Source organism: Pseudomonas saliphila, assembly GCF_008638345.1.
Taxonomy (GTDB): domain Bacteria; phylum Pseudomonadota; class Gammaproteobacteria; order Pseudomonadales; family Pseudomonadaceae; genus Halopseudomonas; species Halopseudomonas saliphila.
The window spans coordinates 120,706-138,883 of record NZ_VTVA01000003.1 but is presented as its reverse complement, the minus strand read 5'-3'; the positions used below and the strand labels follow the sequence as shown (position 1 = coordinate 138,883).

14 protein-coding genes are annotated in these 18,178 nt (G+C 58.6%); 6 read left to right on the top strand and 8 right to left on the bottom strand.

The features are described from left to right. Window positions 1-49 precede the first annotated feature (49 nt). A complete protein-coding gene (gene ppsA / locus FHK95_RS04555; RefSeq protein WP_235906715.1) occupies window positions 50-2,446 on the top strand; it encodes a phosphoenolpyruvate synthase in 2,397 nt (798 codons plus the stop codon). After that, window positions 2,443-3,453 carry a hydroxyacid dehydrogenase gene (locus FHK95_RS04550; protein ID WP_150303427.1) on the top strand — a complete coding sequence of 337 codons (1,011 nt, stop codon included), beginning with the start codon at window positions 2,443-2,445 and terminating at the stop codon, window positions 3,451-3,453. Before ppsA ends, FHK95_RS04550 begins: the two co-directional genes overlap by 4 nt. A gap of 19 nt (window positions 3,454-3,472) precedes the next feature. On the opposite strand, the gene FHK95_RS04545 is transcribed toward FHK95_RS04550, so the two are convergent. The 3 genes from FHK95_RS04545 to FHK95_RS04535 form a co-directional block, all read right to left on the bottom strand. Next, window positions 3,473-4,417, bottom strand: coding sequence for a 1-phosphofructokinase family hexose kinase (locus FHK95_RS04545; protein WP_150303426.1), 945 nt, complete (start codon window positions 4,415-4,417; stop codon window positions 3,473-3,475). A 74-nt stretch (window positions 4,418-4,491) separates the two neighbouring features. Then, window positions 4,492-5,508, bottom strand: a complete 1,017-nt coding sequence (locus FHK95_RS04540; protein ID WP_150303425.1) for a hypothetical protein — start codon at window positions 5,506-5,508, stop codon at window positions 4,492-4,494. 151 nt (window positions 5,509-5,659) lie between these two features. Further along, entirely contained in the window at window positions 5,660-6,013 is a 354-nt protein-coding gene (locus FHK95_RS04535; RefSeq protein WP_150303424.1) for a hypothetical protein, read from the bottom strand. Between the two features lie 212 nt (window positions 6,014-6,225). Between FHK95_RS04535 and FHK95_RS04530 the strand changes: the two genes are divergently transcribed. Further along, on the top strand, window positions 6,226-8,271 hold the full coding sequence (locus tag FHK95_RS04530; protein WP_178114711.1) for a TonB-dependent receptor plug domain-containing protein: 2,046 nt from the start codon (window positions 6,226-6,228) through the stop codon (window positions 8,269-8,271). Between the two features lie 70 nt (window positions 8,272-8,341). Next, window positions 8,342-10,057 (top strand): cytochrome D1 domain-containing protein, encoded by a 1,716-nt coding sequence (locus tag FHK95_RS04525; RefSeq protein ID WP_408003588.1) that lies wholly within the window; start codon window positions 8,342-8,344, stop codon window positions 10,055-10,057. Window positions 10,058-10,148: 91 nt separating this feature from the next. Here FHK95_RS04525 and glpK read toward each other — a convergent pair whose 3' ends face one another. Beyond that, window positions 10,149-11,636 carry a glycerol kinase GlpK gene (glpK, locus tag FHK95_RS04520; protein ID WP_150303422.1) on the bottom strand — a complete coding sequence of 496 codons (1,488 nt, stop codon included), beginning with the start codon at window positions 11,634-11,636 and terminating at the stop codon, window positions 10,149-10,151. A 71-nt stretch (window positions 11,637-11,707) separates the two neighbouring features. Further along, window positions 11,708-12,175: a Cys-tRNA(Pro) deacylase gene (gene ybaK, locus FHK95_RS04515; protein WP_150303421.1), complete on the bottom strand. Its 468-nt coding sequence runs from the start codon at window positions 12,173-12,175 to the stop codon at window positions 11,708-11,710. A 111-nt stretch (window positions 12,176-12,286) separates the two neighbouring features. Between ybaK and glpD the strand changes: the two genes are divergently transcribed. Continuing rightward, on the top strand, window positions 12,287-13,807 hold the full coding sequence (gene glpD / locus FHK95_RS04510; RefSeq protein ID WP_150303603.1) for a glycerol-3-phosphate dehydrogenase: 1,521 nt from the start codon (window positions 12,287-12,289) through the stop codon (window positions 13,805-13,807). 48 nt (window positions 13,808-13,855) lie between these two features. Here the strand turns inward: glpD and FHK95_RS04505 are convergent, their stop codons facing one another. Further along, window positions 13,856-14,893 (bottom strand): NADP-dependent oxidoreductase, encoded by a 1,038-nt coding sequence (locus tag FHK95_RS04505; protein WP_150303420.1) that lies wholly within the window; start codon window positions 14,891-14,893, stop codon window positions 13,856-13,858. Between the two features lie 93 nt (window positions 14,894-14,986). Continuing rightward, entirely contained in the window at window positions 14,987-15,550 is a 564-nt protein-coding gene (locus tag FHK95_RS04500; protein WP_150303419.1) for a hypothetical protein, read from the bottom strand. 156 nt (window positions 15,551-15,706) lie between these two features. Here FHK95_RS04500 and FHK95_RS04495 point away from each other — a divergent pair, with 156 nt between their 5' ends. Beyond that, complete coding sequence (locus FHK95_RS04495; protein WP_150303418.1) at window positions 15,707-17,503, top strand: hybrid sensor histidine kinase/response regulator; 1,797 nt, start codon at window positions 15,707-15,709, stop codon at window positions 17,501-17,503. Here FHK95_RS04495 and FHK95_RS04490 read toward each other — a convergent pair. Continuing rightward, on the bottom strand, window positions 17,493-18,137 hold the full coding sequence (locus FHK95_RS04490) for a response regulator (RefSeq protein WP_150303417.1): 645 nt from the start codon (window positions 18,135-18,137) through the stop codon (window positions 17,493-17,495). The two genes, FHK95_RS04495 and FHK95_RS04490, sit on opposite strands and share 11 nt — an antisense overlap. Window positions 18,138-18,178 lie beyond the last annotated feature (41 nt).

The window sequence follows — 18,178 nt, the reverse complement described above, 5'->3', positions numbered from 1 at the left end:
CCACCTCGCCCCGGTGCTGCGCGCATCTGATGCAAAGGATGGCCTGACTATGTCTGGCCTGACTATGTCGAAAACAACGCATATTCGCTGGTTTGAGGACCTGGGCAACAACGATGTCTCCAGCGTCGGAGGTAAAAATGCCTCGCTGGGCGAGATGATCGCCAATTTACGAGAGGGCGGTGTGCGGGTGCCCGGAGGGTTCGCCACCACGGCGGATGCCTACCGCGCCTATCTCGAACACAATGAGCTGAAGGACAGGATCCGCACGCTGACCGAAGCGCTTGTTCGTGAAGAAAAATCGCTCAAACAGGTAGGCAAGGAAATCCGCGAGGCATTCCTGCAAGGCAGCTTTCCGGACGATATTGAGCAGGCCATTCGCAACGCCTATGAGGAACTCGCCGCGCGCAATGCCAGGAAGGATCTACCCGTGGCGGTACGCAGCAGCGCTACGGCGGAGGATCTACCCGAGGCGAGTTTTGCCGGCCAGCAGGAAACCTACCTCAATATCCGCGGCGGCGACGACCTGATCGACGCCTGCCGGAAATGCTATGCCTCATTATTTACTGACCGTGCCCTCAACTACCGGGAGCATCGTGGCTTCGATCACCTGGACGTCGCGCTGTCCGTGGGCGTACAGAAAATGGTGAGCTCGGACAAGGCCTGCGCTGGCGTGATGTTCTCCTTGGACACGGATACCGGTTTTCCCGATGTGGTGGTCATCAATGCCACCTGGGGGCTTGGCGAAACGGTGGTGCAGGGCACCGTGGACCCGGATGAGTACCGGGTGTTCAAACCGGGGCTTGAGAACACGCACCTGGTGCCGATCCTGGCCAGGAAATGCGGCAGTAAGAAGGAAAAGATGATCTACGCGGCCCGGGGACCGAAGCCCACCAAAACGGTGGACACCACAAGGGCTGAGCGTGAAGCCATGGTGCTCGATGACGATGATGTCCTTACCCTTGCCCGTTGGGCCGTGACCATCGAAAAGCATTACGGCACGCCGATGGATATGGAGTGGGCCAAGGACAGTGACTCCGGCGAGCTCTATTGTGTCCAGGCCCGCCCCGAAACCGTTCACTCGCAGAAGCAATCCGGCGCGTTCAAGAGCTACCGGCTGGAAGAAACCGGCGAGGTGCTGGCCCGCGGCGTGGCCATTGGCGAGTCCATAGCGGCCGGTCGGGTGAGGATTCTCAAAAGCCCCCAGGAAATAGATCGCTTCGAGGATGGCGACGTGCTGGTCACCGAGCGGACAGACCCGGACTGGGGGCCGATCATGAAACGGGCCACAGCCATCATCACCGATCACGGAGGTCGAACCAGCCACGCCGCGATTGTCAGCCGAGAACTCGGCGTTCCCGCCATCGTGGGTACAGGCTCCGGGACAGCGGTGCTGAAGGACGGCCAGGAAGTCACGGTGTCATGCGCGGAAGGCAGCGAAGGTCGGATCTACGCGGGAATCCTCGACTTCGAGGAGCGGGATATCGATATCGAGAATCTTCCCGAGGCGCCGGTGCAACTGATGATTAACCTGGCTGCGCCGGATGCCGCTTTCCGCTGGTGGCGCCTGCCGGTTCAGGGTGTCGGCCTGGCCCGCATGGAGTTCATTATCAGTAACGTGATCAAGATCCACCCCTTGGCCCTGGCGCGGTTTGATCAGGTGCAAGACAAGAAGGCGCAAAAGCGCATTGAGGAACTCACTGCCGGTTACGAGGATAAAACCGAGTACTTCGTCGAACACCTCAGCCGGGGGATCGCCATGATTGCCGCTTCCCAGTATCCGGATGCGGTGATCGTCCGCATGAGCGACTTCAAGACCAACGAGTATGCCAAGCTCATCGGCGGCAAACAGTTCGAGCCCCGGGAGGAAAATCCCATGCTGGGATTCCGCGGCGCTTCCCGATATTACAGCGACCGCTACAAGGACGGTTTCGCCCTGGAGTGCCGCGCGGTGAAGAAGGCCCGTGAAGAGATCGGCCTGGATAATATCGTGGTCATGCTTCCCTTCGTTCGCAGCCCGCGGGAGGCGGACCGGGTCATCGAGGTGATGGCCGAGCACGGGCTCCGTCGCGGCGAGAACGGCCTGCAGCTGTATATGATGTGCGAGATACCCTCCAATGTGTTCCTCGCGGAGCAGTTTGCCGAGCGGTTCGATGGTTTCTCCATTGGCAGCAATGACCTGACCCAGTTGGTGCTGGGAGTGGACCGGGATTCAGAGGTGCTCAGCGAGCTGTTCGATGAACGGGACGAGGCGGTCAAGAGGGCGATTGTGCAAGTGATCGACAAGGCTCACCAGAGCGGATGCAAGGTAGGTATCTGCGGTCAGGCGCCCAGCGATTACCCGGATTTCGCCCAGTTTCTGGTGGATAGCGGTATCGATTCCATTTCCCTCAATCCAGACAGTGTGCTTGATATCCTGGAAATCTGGCGCGAGGACAAGCCCCGGTGAACATTGTGTTTTTTGACATGGAAAAGTGGGAACGGGATGCCTTCGATACGTTGCAGCCAGAGCACGTCGTGCGCTACAGCGAAGACCCGCTGCGGGCCGGTAACGCAGGGGAATACGCGTCCGCCGAAGCCATTTCCATTTTCATCTATTCGAAAGTGGACCGGCAGGTGCTGGATAGCATGCCAGGCCTCAAATTGATCAGCTGCAGATCCACGGGCTTCGACCATGTCGATATTGAGGAATGTGAACGGCGGGGGATCACGGTATGTAATTGTCCCGACTACGGCGGAAACACCGTAGCAGAGCACGTGTTCGGCCTGCTGCTAATGATTAGCCACCGGCTGGAGGAAGCGGTGGAGCGGACCCGTAGGGGCGGCTTCTCACCGCGTGGCCTGCAGGGCTTCGACCTGCGAGGAAAAACGCTGGGTGTGGTGGGCACCGGCAATATCGGCATGGCAACCATCCGCATTGCCCAGGGGTTTGGCATGCCGGTGCTGGCATGTGATATCGAGCCGGATGAAGGGGCTGCACATGAGCTCAGCTTTAACTATGTGGATATGGACCACCTGTTGCGCGATGCCGATGTCATAACCCTTCATGTGCCTTCCAATCCGCAGACCCACCATCTTATTGATGGGGAGGCGTTTGCGAAAATGAAACATGGGGTGGTCCTTATCAATACGGCCCGGGGCGACGTGGTTGATATAAAAGCCCTGGCGAGAGCACTGGCGGAGCAGAAAGTGGCGGCTGCCGGACTGGATGTCCTGCCCTATGAGCCGGTGGTGCGCGAAGAGGCGGAGTTACTCCGGTCGGTCTACGAAGAGACCGAGGATCTTTCCTCGCTGCTGGCGAACGAAGTGTTGGTGCGGATGAAAAACGTAGTAGTCACCCCCCACAGTGCGTTCAACACGAGGGAAGCCGTGCAGCGTATTTTTGATGCCACGGTGGAAAACATTCGCCGGTTCGTGGCGGGCAATCCGGTCAATGTGGTCACGCTTAAGCAATAAACGTGCTGGAAAGCCCTGACTATTCATGCTCGCGAATCGTCACCTCGGCGGCGATGGATTCGACTTTTTCGAGGTCCATGAGCTGATTTCCCGGGGTGCTGACCTTGACGGCTGCTGCTGCCACGCCGTAACGGAATGCCTCGGCCACCGTCTTGCCATGCTCAAGCTGATGGACCAGAACCGAAACGAAGCTGTCTCCGGCACCCACGTGACTGACCACTCGCGTCTCGGGAGGGCGCGCATGCAGCTTCTCGCCGGTGTCGGAGACGAGCAGGGCGCCGTCAGCATCCAAAGTAACAATCAGATTGTCGGTAAAGCCCTGTTTAACCATTTGTTCCATAGCCGCCAGTATGCTAGAGCGGTCTTCGGGACCTGAATATCCCAGATCGGCAAATTCTTCGAAGTTGAGTTTGGTGAGATAGACCCCTTTCCCCCATGAGGGAGAAAGCGCCTTGCCAGAGGTGTCCAGTATCACTCTGGCGCCCCGGTCGGCGGCCGAGTGCGCCAGGTTCCCGTAAAAATCCGTCGGCACTCCGCCTGGTAGACTGCCGCTGAGCACCAGATAGTCTGGCGTCGGTTGCAGTGCTTCGAAGGTTTCGAGGCACTGCCGCCATTCGGACTCCTTGAGTTCAGGACCCGGGAAAACCAGATGAAAGAGCTTGTCACTGGCCTTTTCTGTGAGGGCAATGCATTCGCGGGTCTCATCTGCAATGTCGACGCAATGAATGTCGAACGTCTCACGCTCCAGGATCCGCTTGAGCCTCTCCCCTTGCAGGCCGCCCGTGGTGAGAATCGCCACCACGTCGACGCCAAAGCGGTGCAGGTTGCGGGCGACATTGATGCCGCCGCCACCGGGTTCATGGACCAGGTTGTGACAGCGACTCTTGCCATTGGCCACGAGCTTCCTGGTCTCCGCGAAAAGGTCGATGGATGGATTCATTGTCACTGTCGCTACGGTACCCATATCTCATTGCTCCACATGTCTGGAACAGCTGGATCCACCAATAGGCTTTTCAATTCAATTCAATTCAATTCAACTCAGTCTCGGACCATGGTTTCTGAAAACCGGTAGCGTTGTGCTTTCTCGGCAATCAGGTCATGGAGCAGAGCCAGCACAAGAGCCGTACCCGATTCGACAGCGGCGCAATGCTGCCCTGACTGTTTGCGAAGGGCATTTCCCGTGGTGTGGCAGATCAGGGGCGGGCGGTGCACCGGCACGCTGGCCATGACGAGACCGTTGCGAGCCTCATGCAACTCCGAGAGCCAGTTAGCAGAACCCGGAAAGTTTTCAAAAATCAGCGCAATACGGTTGCGTAGGTCCGACAGCGAGTTGATCTGCCGGCATTCGAGCATTATTTCCAGTTGATACATCACCAGCAGCGCTGTTCTGGCGCTGTATTCATGGCGCTGCTGGGCCACTTTCAGCAGAGTGAACAATACCTTGTTGATGCTCTTCAGTGCAGTGTCGGTCCGGCTGCTTTCAGTGTCTTCCAGCCAGGACCACACCTCTTCGAGGGAAAGCGTTTTGAGTGGCGGCCATTGATTATCCTGCGAGGCTTTCAGGGCGCCGTAGTAGAGTCTGGAATCATAGTTCTGCGCCTCATACTTGTGGGCGCCTTCGCCAGTAAATCGGCTATCCAGAATCTGCAACGCCCCGGGTCTGAGCAGGTTGATCGCCATTACCAGCTGCTGGATGAAAATGGTCGCCACCTGGTAGCTCTCTTCCTCAGTAGTGGTATGACTATCTGAAGAAACGACAATTGAGAAGCCCGCAGTGGTGGCTTTGCCCGGATCCTCCACATGCGCCAGCTGGTGCTTCGAGAACGAGCCGGATTGGTTTCTGGCGCTCTCCATCGCAGCGATCAGGTCTCCGGCGTCCAGGCTGATATGGTAGGAGTCCGCAGCGCCGTTGAGTTGGCCCTGGGCAGTAAAAGGCCGATCATTGAAGAAGGTATTGGCGTGGTGCCAGAGCTCAATGATCTCGCCGGTCTCCTTCTCGTTACCTGGCGGAATAGCATTGCCGATCTGCAATTGGATGGTCGTCGATGACCTCATAGGTATCTTCCTCTTGTAGCAGCTCACGTAATCCCGGGTACTCGCCAAGTGGCGCACCGGTATGGATTTGGCGTTGTACGTGAGACCCGGTTTCCGCGCTCAAGTTGCTTTGCGTGTCTTTTTTAAAAGCATTCGTCTGACCCGCAAGGGATCAGGAAGCGAGGTCACGCGACAGCGTCAGGACATAGCCAGCGCAGGCGGATCCGAACGCCGAGGCGCAGAGCATGGTACAGACGGGTGAGGCGATCATTCTCTTGCGAAAAATCACGCACAGCACCAGTGAGCCGAAGAGCATGGCGGCAACTGGTAGCCACCACCTGCATCGATAGAACCCCCATATGATCATGCCCACTGCGGCAGCAGGAGCGAGGAACCCCCCTAGCACGCAACATACAGATCGCCACTCGCCCAGCCGCGCGTGGGGTATCAAGGCGAATCGATGGTTCTTGAGATAGGTTTCGCTGGCGAGAACAAAAAAGGACACTGCGGCGATAAAAGTAAGCATCTACCGTCCCGTTATTGGTTTTGTTGACTAGGCTTGGAGGTTGAAAGTACCGGAACAGACACATCCGTTGAGGTCGAGTTCAATATTGATCAGCGTCGCGCTGCTCTGATAACGCTGCGTCAGCATGTCGCACAAAGTCTTGACCGTGATCAAGATGTCCTACTCCTGATTGACCATACTGTCAGTCATAAAGTACACCGATGGAGTGGTTGATGAATAAACGACCAGCATTATTGGCAACAGTCTCTGCGCTGCTTGCTACGCCTGGCGTTTTTGCTGAGCAGGCTTTGGAGCTTGAGCCCAGCATCATTACCGCCACCGGCATGCGTGAGTCGTTGCTGCTGAGCCCGGCGAGTGTCACGCGGCTTGACCGCTATGATATCGAACGTGAGCCTGTGGCTGATGCTGCGGAGTTGTTCCGCGATATCCCTGGCGTCACGCTGGCTGATTCCGACACCCCCGGTATGAAGCGTATCTCCATCCGCGGTGAGAGCAGCCGGCGGGTCGCTATCCAGATTGACGGACAGGCTCTCACTGATCATTCCACCTATGGCACGCCATTGCTTATTGATCCAGCAATGATCGACAGGATCGAGGTCATCCGCGGGCCGTCATCCGTGATCAATGGCTCGAATGCCATTGGCGGCGTAGTAAACATCATCACCCGGGGCGGCGGTGACAAGCCTCTGGAGGGCCACGCGGGTGCTGGCTATTACTCGGCGACCCAGGGCTACAGAAGCTCCGCCGGTCTCGGGGGAAGCATGAACGGCTTCGATTACAGGCTTGCTCTGTCGCGTAGCGAGCATGGCGATCGGCGTACGCCGGACGGCACCCTGGATCATTCCGATTACGACAATGAATCCGTCAGCGCTCATCTGGGCTACCGCTGGGCTAATCAACAGTTGGTGCTGAAGGCGGAGCAGTTCAATCTCGCGGCCAATACCTGGATTGATCCAGTTCCTGGCGAGCGCTTGACCCTGGAGTTTCCGCAGCGCGATCAGACCCGCTATGCATTCTTCTATCAGGCCGAGGCGGTAACGGATTGGCTCACTCGACTGTCGCTTGATGGATTTCATCGTCAGGTTGACCGTACTTTCACCAACAGTGTGGAGGTCAGTGGCTTTCCCTCAATCGCAGTAGACAACGTGGCAGTAGACGATCTGCGCACCCGCGGGCTGGCGCTGAAAGCCGAGATGGACCTGTTTGCTAATCAGCCGACTCTGGCTGGCGTTGAATACATGCAGGATCAGCTCAATGCAGACAAACAGACGGCAACCACCGTATCGCCGCCTTTTGGACCTCCGAGAAACACGTCGCGCAGCTCTGTGCAGGACGCGGAGCAAAACACGTTTTCGGCGTTTGTGCAGCAGCGCTGGCAGTTCGCGCCGGACTGGATCGGCCATCTGGGCGGGCGGTATTACGTGGTCGAGTCGGACCTCAATCGCAGTACCGACCGCAGCGAAACAGACAGCCGGGATGAGCGCTGGCTGGGTTCGCTCGGCCTGGTGCATCAGCTGGACAGCAACTGGTCGGTGCGCGGAACCTTCGCCGGTGGCTACTCCTATCCGACGCTGACCCAGCTCTTCTCGGTCGCTACCGGTGGCAGCGAGGTGCACTACGGTAACGCTGAGCTCAAACCAGAACTGGCGCGTACCGTCGAACTGGGCGTGCGCCATGAGTCGGCGTTGGCCTCGCTGGACGTCGCGCTGTACCGCACGGATGCCAAGGACTATATCGACCGTAGCCTGTTATCGGCTACGCCGGAGGGTTTCTTGCCGCCGAGTTCCTCGCGCCTGCGACAGTGGCAATACGTGAACGTTGATGAGGCCCGTACCCACGGTCTGGAAGTGGCCCTGGAATGGCGTGGAGAGCTGCCGGTGAAGCCCCATGCCTCCATCAACCTGACACGCCGGACGTTCCGTTTCGGGAATCACAGCTCAACGCGCCACAGTGGTCTGCCTGAAGCCAGCGGCACCCTGGGTCTGCGACATTTTTCGACGCTCAACGCTGGCCTGTTCAGTGAGGTGGACCTGTATATGCGGGCCGCCGAAGGGGCAAAGCGTGAGGATAACCTCGGACAGATAACCGATCAGGCGGGCGGCTTCGCAACGCTTAACCTGAACTGGAAAATTGATTATCAGGAGCGGGTCAGCGTTAGCCTGTTGCTGGGCAATCTGCTAAACCGGGAGTATCGACCGCTGGATGAAATTCCCGGCGCGCAGCGCTACGCAGATCTGGAAGCAACTTTCCAATTCTGAGCGAATAACACGGCAGCAGTCGTAGTCAGAGCTCGTTGCCATTTCGATGAAGCAAGTTGAGGGATTAATCATGTTTATCAAAAAACATCCGTTGGCATTGGCTATTGGTGCGTTGTTGTTGAACGCTTCGATAATGGCCCACGCTGTTCCGCAGGCCGAAGACCCGGCCTCCGCCTATCAAGGTGGGCCGTCGGAAGTTGATGCAGCTGCGGTCGGGATAGTTCGGTCGCCCGGTGCACCGGACCTTACCGAAGAAGAATTTGAGTACGCTCAGAAGACGTACTTCGAGCGTTGCGCGGGTTGTCACGGTGTGCTGCGCAAAGGCGCGACCGGCAAGCCGCTGACACCCGATATCACTCAGGAGCGTGGTCAGGCATATCTGCAGGCCCTGATTTCCTACGGCTCCCCCGCAGGCATGCCGAACTGGGGGTCTTCCGGTGAACTGACCGAGGACGAAATCAGGATCATGGCGAGCTATATCCAACACGCGCCGCCAGTGCCGCCGGAGTGGGGCATGGCAGATATGCGCGAATCCTGGAAAGTGCTGGTCAAGCCTGAGGATCGTCCGACTAAACAGATGAACAAGCTGGATCTGGGCAACCTGTTCTCGGTCACCCTGCGCGACGACGGCAAAATCGCTCTGATTGATGGTAAGAGCAAGGAAATCATCAAGACTATCGAGACCGGCTACGCTGTGCATATCTCGCGCATGTCCGCATCCGGGCGATACCTGCTGGTGATTGGACGTGATGCTCGAATCGATATGATTGACCTGTGGGCCAAGGAACCTACCAAGGTTGCCGAAATCAAGGTCGGCATCGAGGCGCGTTCGGTTGAAACGTCCAAGTTCAAAGGCTACGAGGACAAGTACGTCATCGCCGGCGATTACTGGCCACCGCAGTACACCATCATGGATGGCGAGACGCTGGAGCCACTGAAAATTGTATCGACGCGCGGCATGGTCGTTGGCACCCAGGAATATCATCCTGAGCCACGCGTGGCGGCGATTATCGCCTCCCACGAACACCCGGAGTTCATTGTCAACGTCAAGGAAACCGGCAAGGTGTTGCTGGTCAATTACGAGGACATCGAAAACCTGACTACCACTATGATCGGAACCGCGCCGTTCCTGCATGACGGTGGCTGGGATGTCAGTCACCGTTACTTCATGACGGCTGCGAACAACTCCAACAAAGTGGCGGTAATCGATTCGAAGGACCGTAAGATGACCGCCCTGGTCGATGTAGGCAAAACCCCGCATCCAGGTCGTGGCGCCAACTTCGTCCATCCAGAATTTGGTCCGGTCTGGGCAACCAGCCACCTGGGCGATGCGACTATTTCCCTGATCGGCACCGATCCTGAGGATCATCCTGACCAGGCCTGGAAAGTGGTCGATACACTGAAAGGTCAGGGTGGCGGTTCGCTGTTCATCAAGACCCATCCGAAGTCTCAGCACCTGTATCTGGATACCACCTTCAATCCAGACGAGAAAATCAGTCAATCGGTGGCGGTATTCGACATCCAGAACTTTGGTGCTGGCTACAAGGTACTGCCAATTGCCGAGTGGGCAGGCGTGACCGATGGCGCCAAGCGTGTGGTTCAGCCTGAGTATAATGAGGCTGGCGACGAAGTCTGGTTCTCGGTTTGGAGCGGACAGGAAGAACAATCAGCAATCGTCGTAGTAGATGACAAAACATTGGAGCTGAAGCACGTAATCAAGGACAAGCGCCTGATTACCCCAACCGGCAAATTCAATGTGCATAACACGCAGCACGACGTTTACTGAGTGAGCCCATGCGCGGAGGCGTTACGCCTCCGCGTATATTGCGCGCCATGCAGCGGCTCGGAAGGGAGCCGCTTTTTTTGTCACCGCACCCTCAACTACTCCCTCTGACGCGACTCACTGCGTCCAGCCAACCTTTATAGAGCTCCTCACGCTTTGCTTCTGGCATAGCGGCGGCAAACGTCCGCTCGCAGCTCCAGCGCTCGGTGAGCGCTTCCAGGTCACGAAACACCCCCGTATGCAGCCCCGCCAGATAGGCAACCCCAAGCGCCGTGGTCTCGGTGATTTGTGGGCGGTCGACGGCGACCCCGAGTATGTTGGCGAGCGCCTGCACGACCCAGTTGTTCACCACCATCCCGCCATCGACACGCAGTGTGGAAATGCTCTGGTTGCTGTCTCTGAGCATGGCATCCAGCAGATCGCGGGACTGAAAGCAGACTGACTGCAACCCGGCGGTGACAATTTCAGCGATGCCGGTGTCGCGGGTCAGACCGAATATGGCGCCGCGCGCCTTGGGATCCCAGTAGGGCGCACCGAGGCCGGTAAAGGCGGGCACCAGGTATACGCCGCACTGGTCGCCGGTCTGCCTGGCCAGGGCTTCGGTTTCGCCAGCGTGCTGGATCAGTTTGAGGCCGTCGCGTAGCCACTGGATGGCCGCGCCCGCTACAAATATGCTGCCCTCGAGCGCGTAGGTGGTCTCGCCGTCGAGCCGGTACGCGACGGTCGTCAGCAGCCGATTTTTGGAGCTGACAGGGGTGGTGCCGGTATTCATGATCATGAAACAGCCGGTGCCGTAGGTGCTCTTGACCATGCCCGGCTCGAAGCATACCTGCCCGAAGAGCGCTGCCTGCTGGTCGCCTGCCATGGCAGCCACGGGAATAGCTGCGCCCAGTACATCCGGATCGGTCACGCCAAAGTCGGCCGCGTTGTCCATGATTTCCGGCAGTAGACTTTGGGGTATATCCAGCAGCTCGAGCATCTGCTCATCCCACTGCTGAGTATGAATGTTGAGCAGCAGCGTGCGTGAGGCATTGGTGGCATCGGTACGATGTACCCGTCCGCCGGTGAGCCGCCACAACAGGAAGCAGTCCACCGTGCCGAAGCGCAGCGTGCCTTGCTGGGCGCGCTCGCGGGCGCCTTCGATATTGTCCAGCATCCAACTGAGCTTGGTACCGGAGAAATACGGATCGATCAGCAGGCCGGTGCGTTCGGTCACCATGGGTTCGTGGCCGGCGGCCTGCAGCTCCGCGCAGTAAGCCGCAGTCCGGCGGTCCTGCCAGACAATGGCGTTGTGCAGCAGTTCACCCGTTTCGGCGTCCCACAATAGGGTGGTCTCGCGCTGATTGGTGATGCCGATAGCGCTAATATCCTCTGCCTCGAGCAGCGCTGACTTCAGCGCCTCGCGACACACCTCCAGGATGCTCTGCCAGATCTCTTCGCCATCATGCTCGACCCAGCCATCCTGAGGAAAATATTGCGGGAATTCCTGTTGCGCTGTCGCGATTGGCTGCGCTTCGTCGTTGAAAATGATTGCCCGGCTACTTGTGGTGCCTTGGTCAATTGCGAGTATGTGATGGCCCATGGATGTACATCCTCAAGTGGTTAGGGTCTGTTGCCGATTCATCGCAACCCGTAGGGACGGGGCAACAGACCCTAGCGTGCAATCGGGGCGAACTGACCCCCTGTCTGGCTGGCGAGATCGGTCGGAGTCAGCTCGATCTCCAGCCCCCGGCGGCCTCCGCTGACGAATATCTGTGGCCATGCCTCTGCGCTGGCATCGATAAAGGTGCGCAGGCGCTTTTTCTGACCGATCGGACTGATACCCCCAACAAGATAGCCGGTACTGCGCTGCGCCGCCGCCGGATCAGCCATGACGACTTTTTTCGTGCGTGCCGCCTGAGCCAGCTCTTTCAGATCCAGCATGTGATCTACCGGCACTATGGCGACCAGCAGCTCACCGACCTCCGTGGCGGCCAGCAAGGTCTTGAATACCTGGCCGGGCTCGAGCGCGAGCCGCTCGGCGGCTTCGGTGCCGTAGGATTCGGCCTGTGGGTCGTGATCGTAACGGTGCAGCCGGTAGGCTACTTTGGCTTTGTCGAGTTGTTTGGTAGCGGGTGTCATGCAGCGGTTTCCGCGTTGGATTTGTAAGCGATTCTGGCCGCGGTTGTATGCTCTAATCAAGTCAGACAGGTCAGTGGAGTAGGGCGAGTGCTGCAAGCGCATCCGGGAGAAATGAAAAGTGCCCAGTCGGTGAGCCGCAAGGGTCCGTTCGATATGCTGGTCATCGGTGGGGGGATAAACGGCGTCGGCATCGCGAATGATGCCGCGGGCCGGGGGCTCTCTGTCCTGCTGTGCGAGCAGCATGATCTGGCAGCGCACACCTCCTCGGCCAGCAGCAAGCTGATTCACGGCGGCTTGCGCTATCTTGAACATTTCGAGTTTCGCCTGGTGCATGAGGCGCTCGGCGAGCGTGAGGTGCTGTTACGCAAGGCGCCGCACATCATCTGGCCGCTGCGTTTCGTTTTGCCTCACAGGAGCCATCTCAGGCCGCGCTGGATGCTGAGGGCCGGGCTGTTTCTCTACGATCATCTCGGGGCGCGCACGACACTGCCGGGTTCCACTGCGCTGCAACTGGATGATCAGGGGCCGCTGCAACCGCGCTTTACCCACGCCTTCGAGTATTCCGATTGCTGGGCAGATGACGCCCGACTGGTGGTGCTCAATGCCATGCAGGCCCGCGCACTGGGCGCCGACATTCGTACCCGTACGCGCTGCGTCCGGGCGCAACGCGAGGGTGGGCTGTGGCGGGTGGAGCTGGAGAGTGCCGAGGGCGACAGAGAACTGATTCAAGCCAGAGCCCTGGTGAACGCCTCCGGCCCTTGGGCCGCACGGGTCATTGAAGAGGTGGTTTCGAGTCGTTCACCCTATGGCGTCCGGCTGGTTCAGGGCAGCCACATTGTGGTGCCCCGGCTGTATACGGGCACCCAGGCTTACATTCTGCAGAACGAGGATCAGCGCATCGTGTTCGTCATACCCTATGAGCAGCAGTTCTCGCTGATCGGCACGACGGACCTCGATTACCAGGGCGACCCGGCGGAGATATGCCCGACTGAGGAAGAGGAGCGATACCTGCTTGAGGTGGTTAATGCCCACTTCAAGCATCAGCTCACCCGCGCGGATATCCACCATCGGTTCGCGGGCGTCAGACCCTTGCTGGATGACGAAGACGCCAACCCCTCTGCCGTGACCCGTGATTACACCCTTACCGTGGAGGCACCTGACAAGCAACCGCCGCTGTTGTCCGTGTTCGGCGGCAAGCTGACCACTTACAGGCGCCTGGCTGAAGCGGCTCTGGAGAAGCTCGAGCCCTGGCTCGACGGCGGCCCCGCATGGACGGCTGAGCACGCACTGCCCGGCGGGGACTTTGATACCCAGGCGGCATTGCACGATGAACTGGCGGCGCAGTTCCCTTGGCTGCCCCAGCAGCAACTCGCTCGGTATGTGCGCAGCTACGGCACGCTGTGTCGGGAGTTCCTGGACGAGGCCAGTGGTTCAGAGGAGTTGGGTGAGGACTTTGGCGGCGGACTGACCGAGCGCGAGGTGCGCTATTTATGCGGCCGGGAATGGGCCGTGAATAGCGAGGATATTCTTTGGCGTCGGACCAAGCTGGGGCTGCATCTGAGCGCAGCGCAGCAGCGGCGTCTGGATGAATACCTTCAGGCGCAAGGGCGGGGGACGGAAGCAACTGGCTGATCCGTCCTGTGTCCCACCCGTTATCTACGACAGCGAGCTGTTGCGAGCTCAGACGTCAGCGATCTTGACCACCAGCTTGCCGAAGTTCTTCCCTTCCAGCAGCCCGATGAACGCGCGCGGCGCGTTCTCGAGCCCTTCGACCACATCTTCCTTGACCTTAACCTTGCCCTCCTTGACCCAGGGCGTCATGACCTTGAGGAACTCGGGGTAATGCGGGCCGTAATTATCGAAGATGATAAAGGCCTGCATGCGGATACGCTGGCTCAGCAATAGCCGCATCAGCTGCGGGAGCCGGTCAGGGCCTTCCGGCAGTGAGGTGGCATTGTACTGGGCGATCAGCCCGCAAACGGGCACACGCGAGTGTGGATTGAGCAGCGGCATTACCGCGTCAAACACCTTGCCACCGACGTTCTCGAAATAAATGTCGATGCCGTCCGGACAGGCGTGCTGCAGATCACTTTCCAGACTGTCCAGGTGATGATCCAGACACGCGTCGAAGCCAAGCTCCTTAACGGCGTAATCACACTTCTGTTTGCCGCCGGCGATGCCTACCACCCGACACCCCTTCAACTTGGCCACCTGACCGACTACCGCGCCAACGGGCCCGGTTGCGGCAGCCACCACTACGGTTTCGCCTGCTTTGGGCTGGCCAATATCGGTCAGGCCCATATAGCCGGTGAACCCGGGCATGCCCAGCACACCCAGCGCATGGGAGGGGTGTTCCATATTGGGGTCGAGCTTGAAGACCATGGAGCCGTCGGAAATGGTGTAATCCTGCCAACCGGCGGTGTAGGCCATCACCAGATCGCCCGGCTGATAGCCATCGAGATTGGATTCAACCACCCGGCTCACCGCGCCGCAGGGCATGACCGCGCCGACTTCGGTGGGTTCGGAATAGGATTTGGCATCGCTCATGCGACCGCGCATGTAGGGGTCGAGTGACATCCAGGTGTTACGTAGCAGCATCTGTCCCTGTGCCGGCTTGGGAATCGGAGTCTCCACCAGTCTGAAATTGTCATCGGTAGGCGCGCCGACGGGGCGGGAGGCGAGCAGTATCTGGCGATTGACGGACAAGGATTGCGGCATGTCTGGCTCCGGTTCAGTGAATGAAACAAGCAGCCAGCATGGTAGGCGCATGGGTTGCGGTCAAGCTGACTGGACCACCCTTATGAGTGGGTATCAATCCGCCTGCGAAACGCCCAACATCTGCTGCCAGGCGTCGACAAAGTCGGTGGTCCGCCCGCCCCGATGCGGGTACGCTGTTTGCCAGATGCGCGCCAGATCAGTCAGACCGGTAGGGCCAGCCGGTGTGACGCCACGGTATTCATAAATTGCCCAGACGATGGCGGTAGCGTAAGCGAGATTGAAGCCGAGCTCGGCGTGCGGATTCTGCAGAAAACAATGCTGACTGGCCAAACCGCGCACCAGGCTTGCCTGGTCGGGAGAGCGTGCGAGATAGTGATCCCAGAGTTCAATATGCAGCGTTGGCGGTATGGCATAGGGGCCGATACCCTCCGACGAACATTTGGCCTGCGGTAGACTCGACATGACCAGCAGCGTACCCAGTATCAGATCTTCGGCGGCAGTGCAGGCCACCCCCAGAAAATCCAGGGTGGGAGCAATCACCGCAGACCGAATATTACTGATTGAGGCGAGCGCAAAAGTCGGCGCCACTTTGACCTGGCTGGTTGATCCGAGATCGTGGGGAAGACTAATGGCCGGATTGATAGCACTTGCTGTCACAATGGCATCCTGCGCTTATGCTTTAGTTCAAGCATAGCGCTGAATATCCAAAGTAAAAGCCTGTTTTTTAAACTATTTAAACGCAGTGGCAAGCAGATATATTTCTTCGAGATATATCACCCAAATGCCCCGCGACATCAGACCGGATGATGGCACATGCAAGCGACTGATACGCCTTTTTCAGGAACGGCCCTGGACGAACCAGCACTGCTTGCGCAGCAGCGGCGTTTTGCAGCCCTGCGTTTTACCAAGCAATTCGAACCCGCGTTTCGTGAATATCTGCATGGCAAGATGTGTGGGCGCGTCGCCGTCGTCGCCTTTTCCAGTATCAGTTTCATGCTGCTGTTCATGTGGGTGGATGTCGCCTACCTTCCGGAAGTAATCCATCGCTACACCGTGCCGATTCGGGGCGGCGTGTTAATCCTGATATGCATCATTACCTGGTATGCAAATCGACCCGGGCGGGTCGCCCCCGATGCCGCTTTCTTTGCTGCGACGGTGGCATATGTCTGCGTTGGCCTGATGGTGGTGTTGGTCATCACCAGCAGTCGCCTCACCGTGGTGCCGGTCCCTGTGACCCATGATGGCCTCTATCTGGTGTTGCTGTCCGGCTTCTTTCTGCTGGGACTGCCGATGTGGCACGCGGTAATTGGCTCCTGGTTCATCGTCTTCGCGTACCTGCTGGCGGAATACTGGGTAGGCTCTTCGCGCTACTTGATCCTGTCCGGGGCACTGTTCCTCGGCTCTTTTGCGGCCATGGGAAGTCTTGGAGCGTACGTCTACGAATACATGATGCGGCGCGCCTATCTCAACGAGCGCTTGCTGGAAGCCGCACGCAAGCGCGCTGAACGTGAGAGTCAGAGCAAGACGCGCTTTCTGGCCACGGCGAGCCACGATTTGCGGCAGCCATTGCACGCCATGTCGTTGTTCATTCAGCATCTGGACGAAAGGGTGAAGGAGCCAGAGGCGAGGATCACCGTCAGGCGTTTGGCCGATTCCACCCATCTGCTGCAAGCCATGCTCAATTCGCTGCTGGATATCTCGCGGCTGAGCGTCGGCATGGTGCGGCCGCAGCTGCGCGCAATCAATCTTCAGCCCTGGCTGCAACAGTTATTGGGTACTCTCGAATCCAGCGCTCAAGAGCGGGGCGTGACATTGAAGCTGAACTGTCCGCGCCACTGCGCGGTGATGGCCGACGCGCTGTTGCTTGAGCGGCTGATGCGCAATTATCTGAATAATGCGCTGGTCCATGCCCAGGCCACGGAAGTGTGTATCGAGGTCACGCGTTGTGGCGAGCGCACCCGGCTGGCGGTGGTCGACAACGGCTGCGGGCTGACCGAAGACGAGCAGGAACGCATATTCGAGGAATTTACCCAGCTTCGAAACCCGGCCCGTACGCTGGAAAAGGGTGTCGGTCTCGGGTTGTCGATATGCCGACAATTGTTGCATCTGCTTGAATACCCGTCGGGCGTCGAGTCGGCCCCCGGCAAAGGCTCGCAATTCTGGCTGGAAGTGCCCGCAGCGGACTGGGTCGCCGACAGACAGGTTGCGCCCATGCCTGAAGGTCAGCCACTCAAGGGGCTGATTGCCGTGGTGGAAAACGATGAGATCAACCTGCAGGCTACGGAAACGCTCTTGCGCCAATGGGGGTGCACGGTTGTCTGCTACGAAACCGCGGAACAGGCGCTGCTGGGGTTGCAAAAGAGCCCGGTAGATCTGTTGCTGTCGGACTTTCGGCTTGAGGGCCAAATGAACGGGTTGGAGCTGATTCGTGAGCTGCGCTCACAGCGAATCTATGTAGGGCCTGCGGCGTTGATTACGGCTGACACCAGTGAAGAGTTAATCGTCGAGGCGCGTCAATCTGATGTCGGAGTCATCTATAAACCGGTCCTGCCAGCTCGCCTGCGGCGAACCGTGCAACGGCTGTTGCCAGTGGTCGAAACTATAAGCTGACCAACCCTAGCTTGCGTGCGTTGTTCACGCATTCGGTGCGATTGTGGCAATTCAGGGTGGAAAACAGCGCCTTGAGATGCGTCTTGACCGTGTCTTCAGACAGATTGAGGCGTTGGCAGATCACCTTGTTCGGCAGGCCCTCCGAGAGCAGGTCGAGAATCTCCAGTTGGCGGGGCGTTACGCCCAGATCCCGGGCATTGCCCTGGCGGTCGAGTGGCGGGCATTCCGAAGCAATCACCACTTGTTGACCAAATAACAGGCGGGTCGCTGCATCAAGCAGCGTCTGACCGTCAGCGGTCTTGCTGATAAAACCTGCGGCCCCCATTTGCAGCGCTGCGTCAAGATCGCGGGGACTGTTACTCGCGGTCAGGACCGCGATGGGTACCAGTGAGTCTATCGCTCTCAACTTTTGTAGCAGAGCCAGACCACTGCTGTCGGGTAATTGCAGATCGAGGAGGATCAGATCAAAGGTATTGGCCCTCACCAGCGCTTCGGCCTCTGCCGCGTTGTGGGCATGATCCAGGCTCACGTCTTTGCAGAGGTTGGTAAGGGTCAGGCTGAGTCCGTCAAGGTAGATCTGATGGTCATCGATCAACAGCAACCGCGTGTCCGGCGGCAAAGTCATAATTCCCATCTGTATTCCCTCTTGTCTGCGCCTAGCTATAGGACAGGTCA

What these genes read in the sequence shown, in the direction of transcription:
- ppsA (WP_235906715.1), top strand. Translation starts at nt 50, where the DNA reads ATGTCTGGCCTGACTATGTCGAAAACAACGCATATTCGCTGGTTTGAG.
- FHK95_RS04545 (WP_150303426.1), bottom strand. Translation starts at nt 4,417, where the DNA reads ATGGGTACCGTAGCGACAGTGACAATGAATCCATCCATCGACCTTTTC.
- FHK95_RS04540 (WP_150303425.1), bottom strand. Translation starts at nt 5,508, where the DNA reads ATGAGGTCATCGACGACCATCCAATTGCAGATCGGCAATGCTATTCCG.
- FHK95_RS04535 (WP_150303424.1), bottom strand. Translation starts at nt 6,013, where the DNA reads ATGCTTACTTTTATCGCCGCAGTGTCCTTTTTTGTTCTCGCCAGCGAA.
- FHK95_RS04530 (WP_178114711.1), top strand. Translation starts at nt 6,226, where the DNA reads ATGAATAAACGACCAGCATTATTGGCAACAGTCTCTGCGCTGCTTGCT.
- FHK95_RS04525 (WP_408003588.1), top strand. Translation starts at nt 8,342, where the DNA reads ATGTTTATCAAAAAACATCCGTTGGCATTGGCTATTGGTGCGTTGTTG.
- glpK (WP_150303422.1), bottom strand. Translation starts at nt 11,636, where the DNA reads ATGGGCCATCACATACTCGCAATTGACCAAGGCACCACAAGTAGCCGG.
- ybaK (WP_150303421.1), bottom strand. Translation starts at nt 12,175, where the DNA reads ATGACACCCGCTACCAAACAACTCGACAAAGCCAAAGTAGCCTACCGG.
- glpD (WP_150303603.1), top strand. Translation starts at nt 12,287, where the DNA reads ATGAAAAGTGCCCAGTCGGTGAGCCGCAAGGGTCCGTTCGATATGCTG.
- FHK95_RS04505 (WP_150303420.1), bottom strand. Translation starts at nt 14,893, where the DNA reads ATGCCGCAATCCTTGTCCGTCAATCGCCAGATACTGCTCGCCTCCCGC.
- FHK95_RS04495 (WP_150303418.1), top strand. Translation starts at nt 15,707, where the DNA reads ATGCAAGCGACTGATACGCCTTTTTCAGGAACGGCCCTGGACGAACCA.
- FHK95_RS04490 (WP_150303417.1), bottom strand. Translation starts at nt 18,137, where the DNA reads ATGGGAATTATGACTTTGCCGCCGGACACGCGGTTGCTGTTGATCGAT.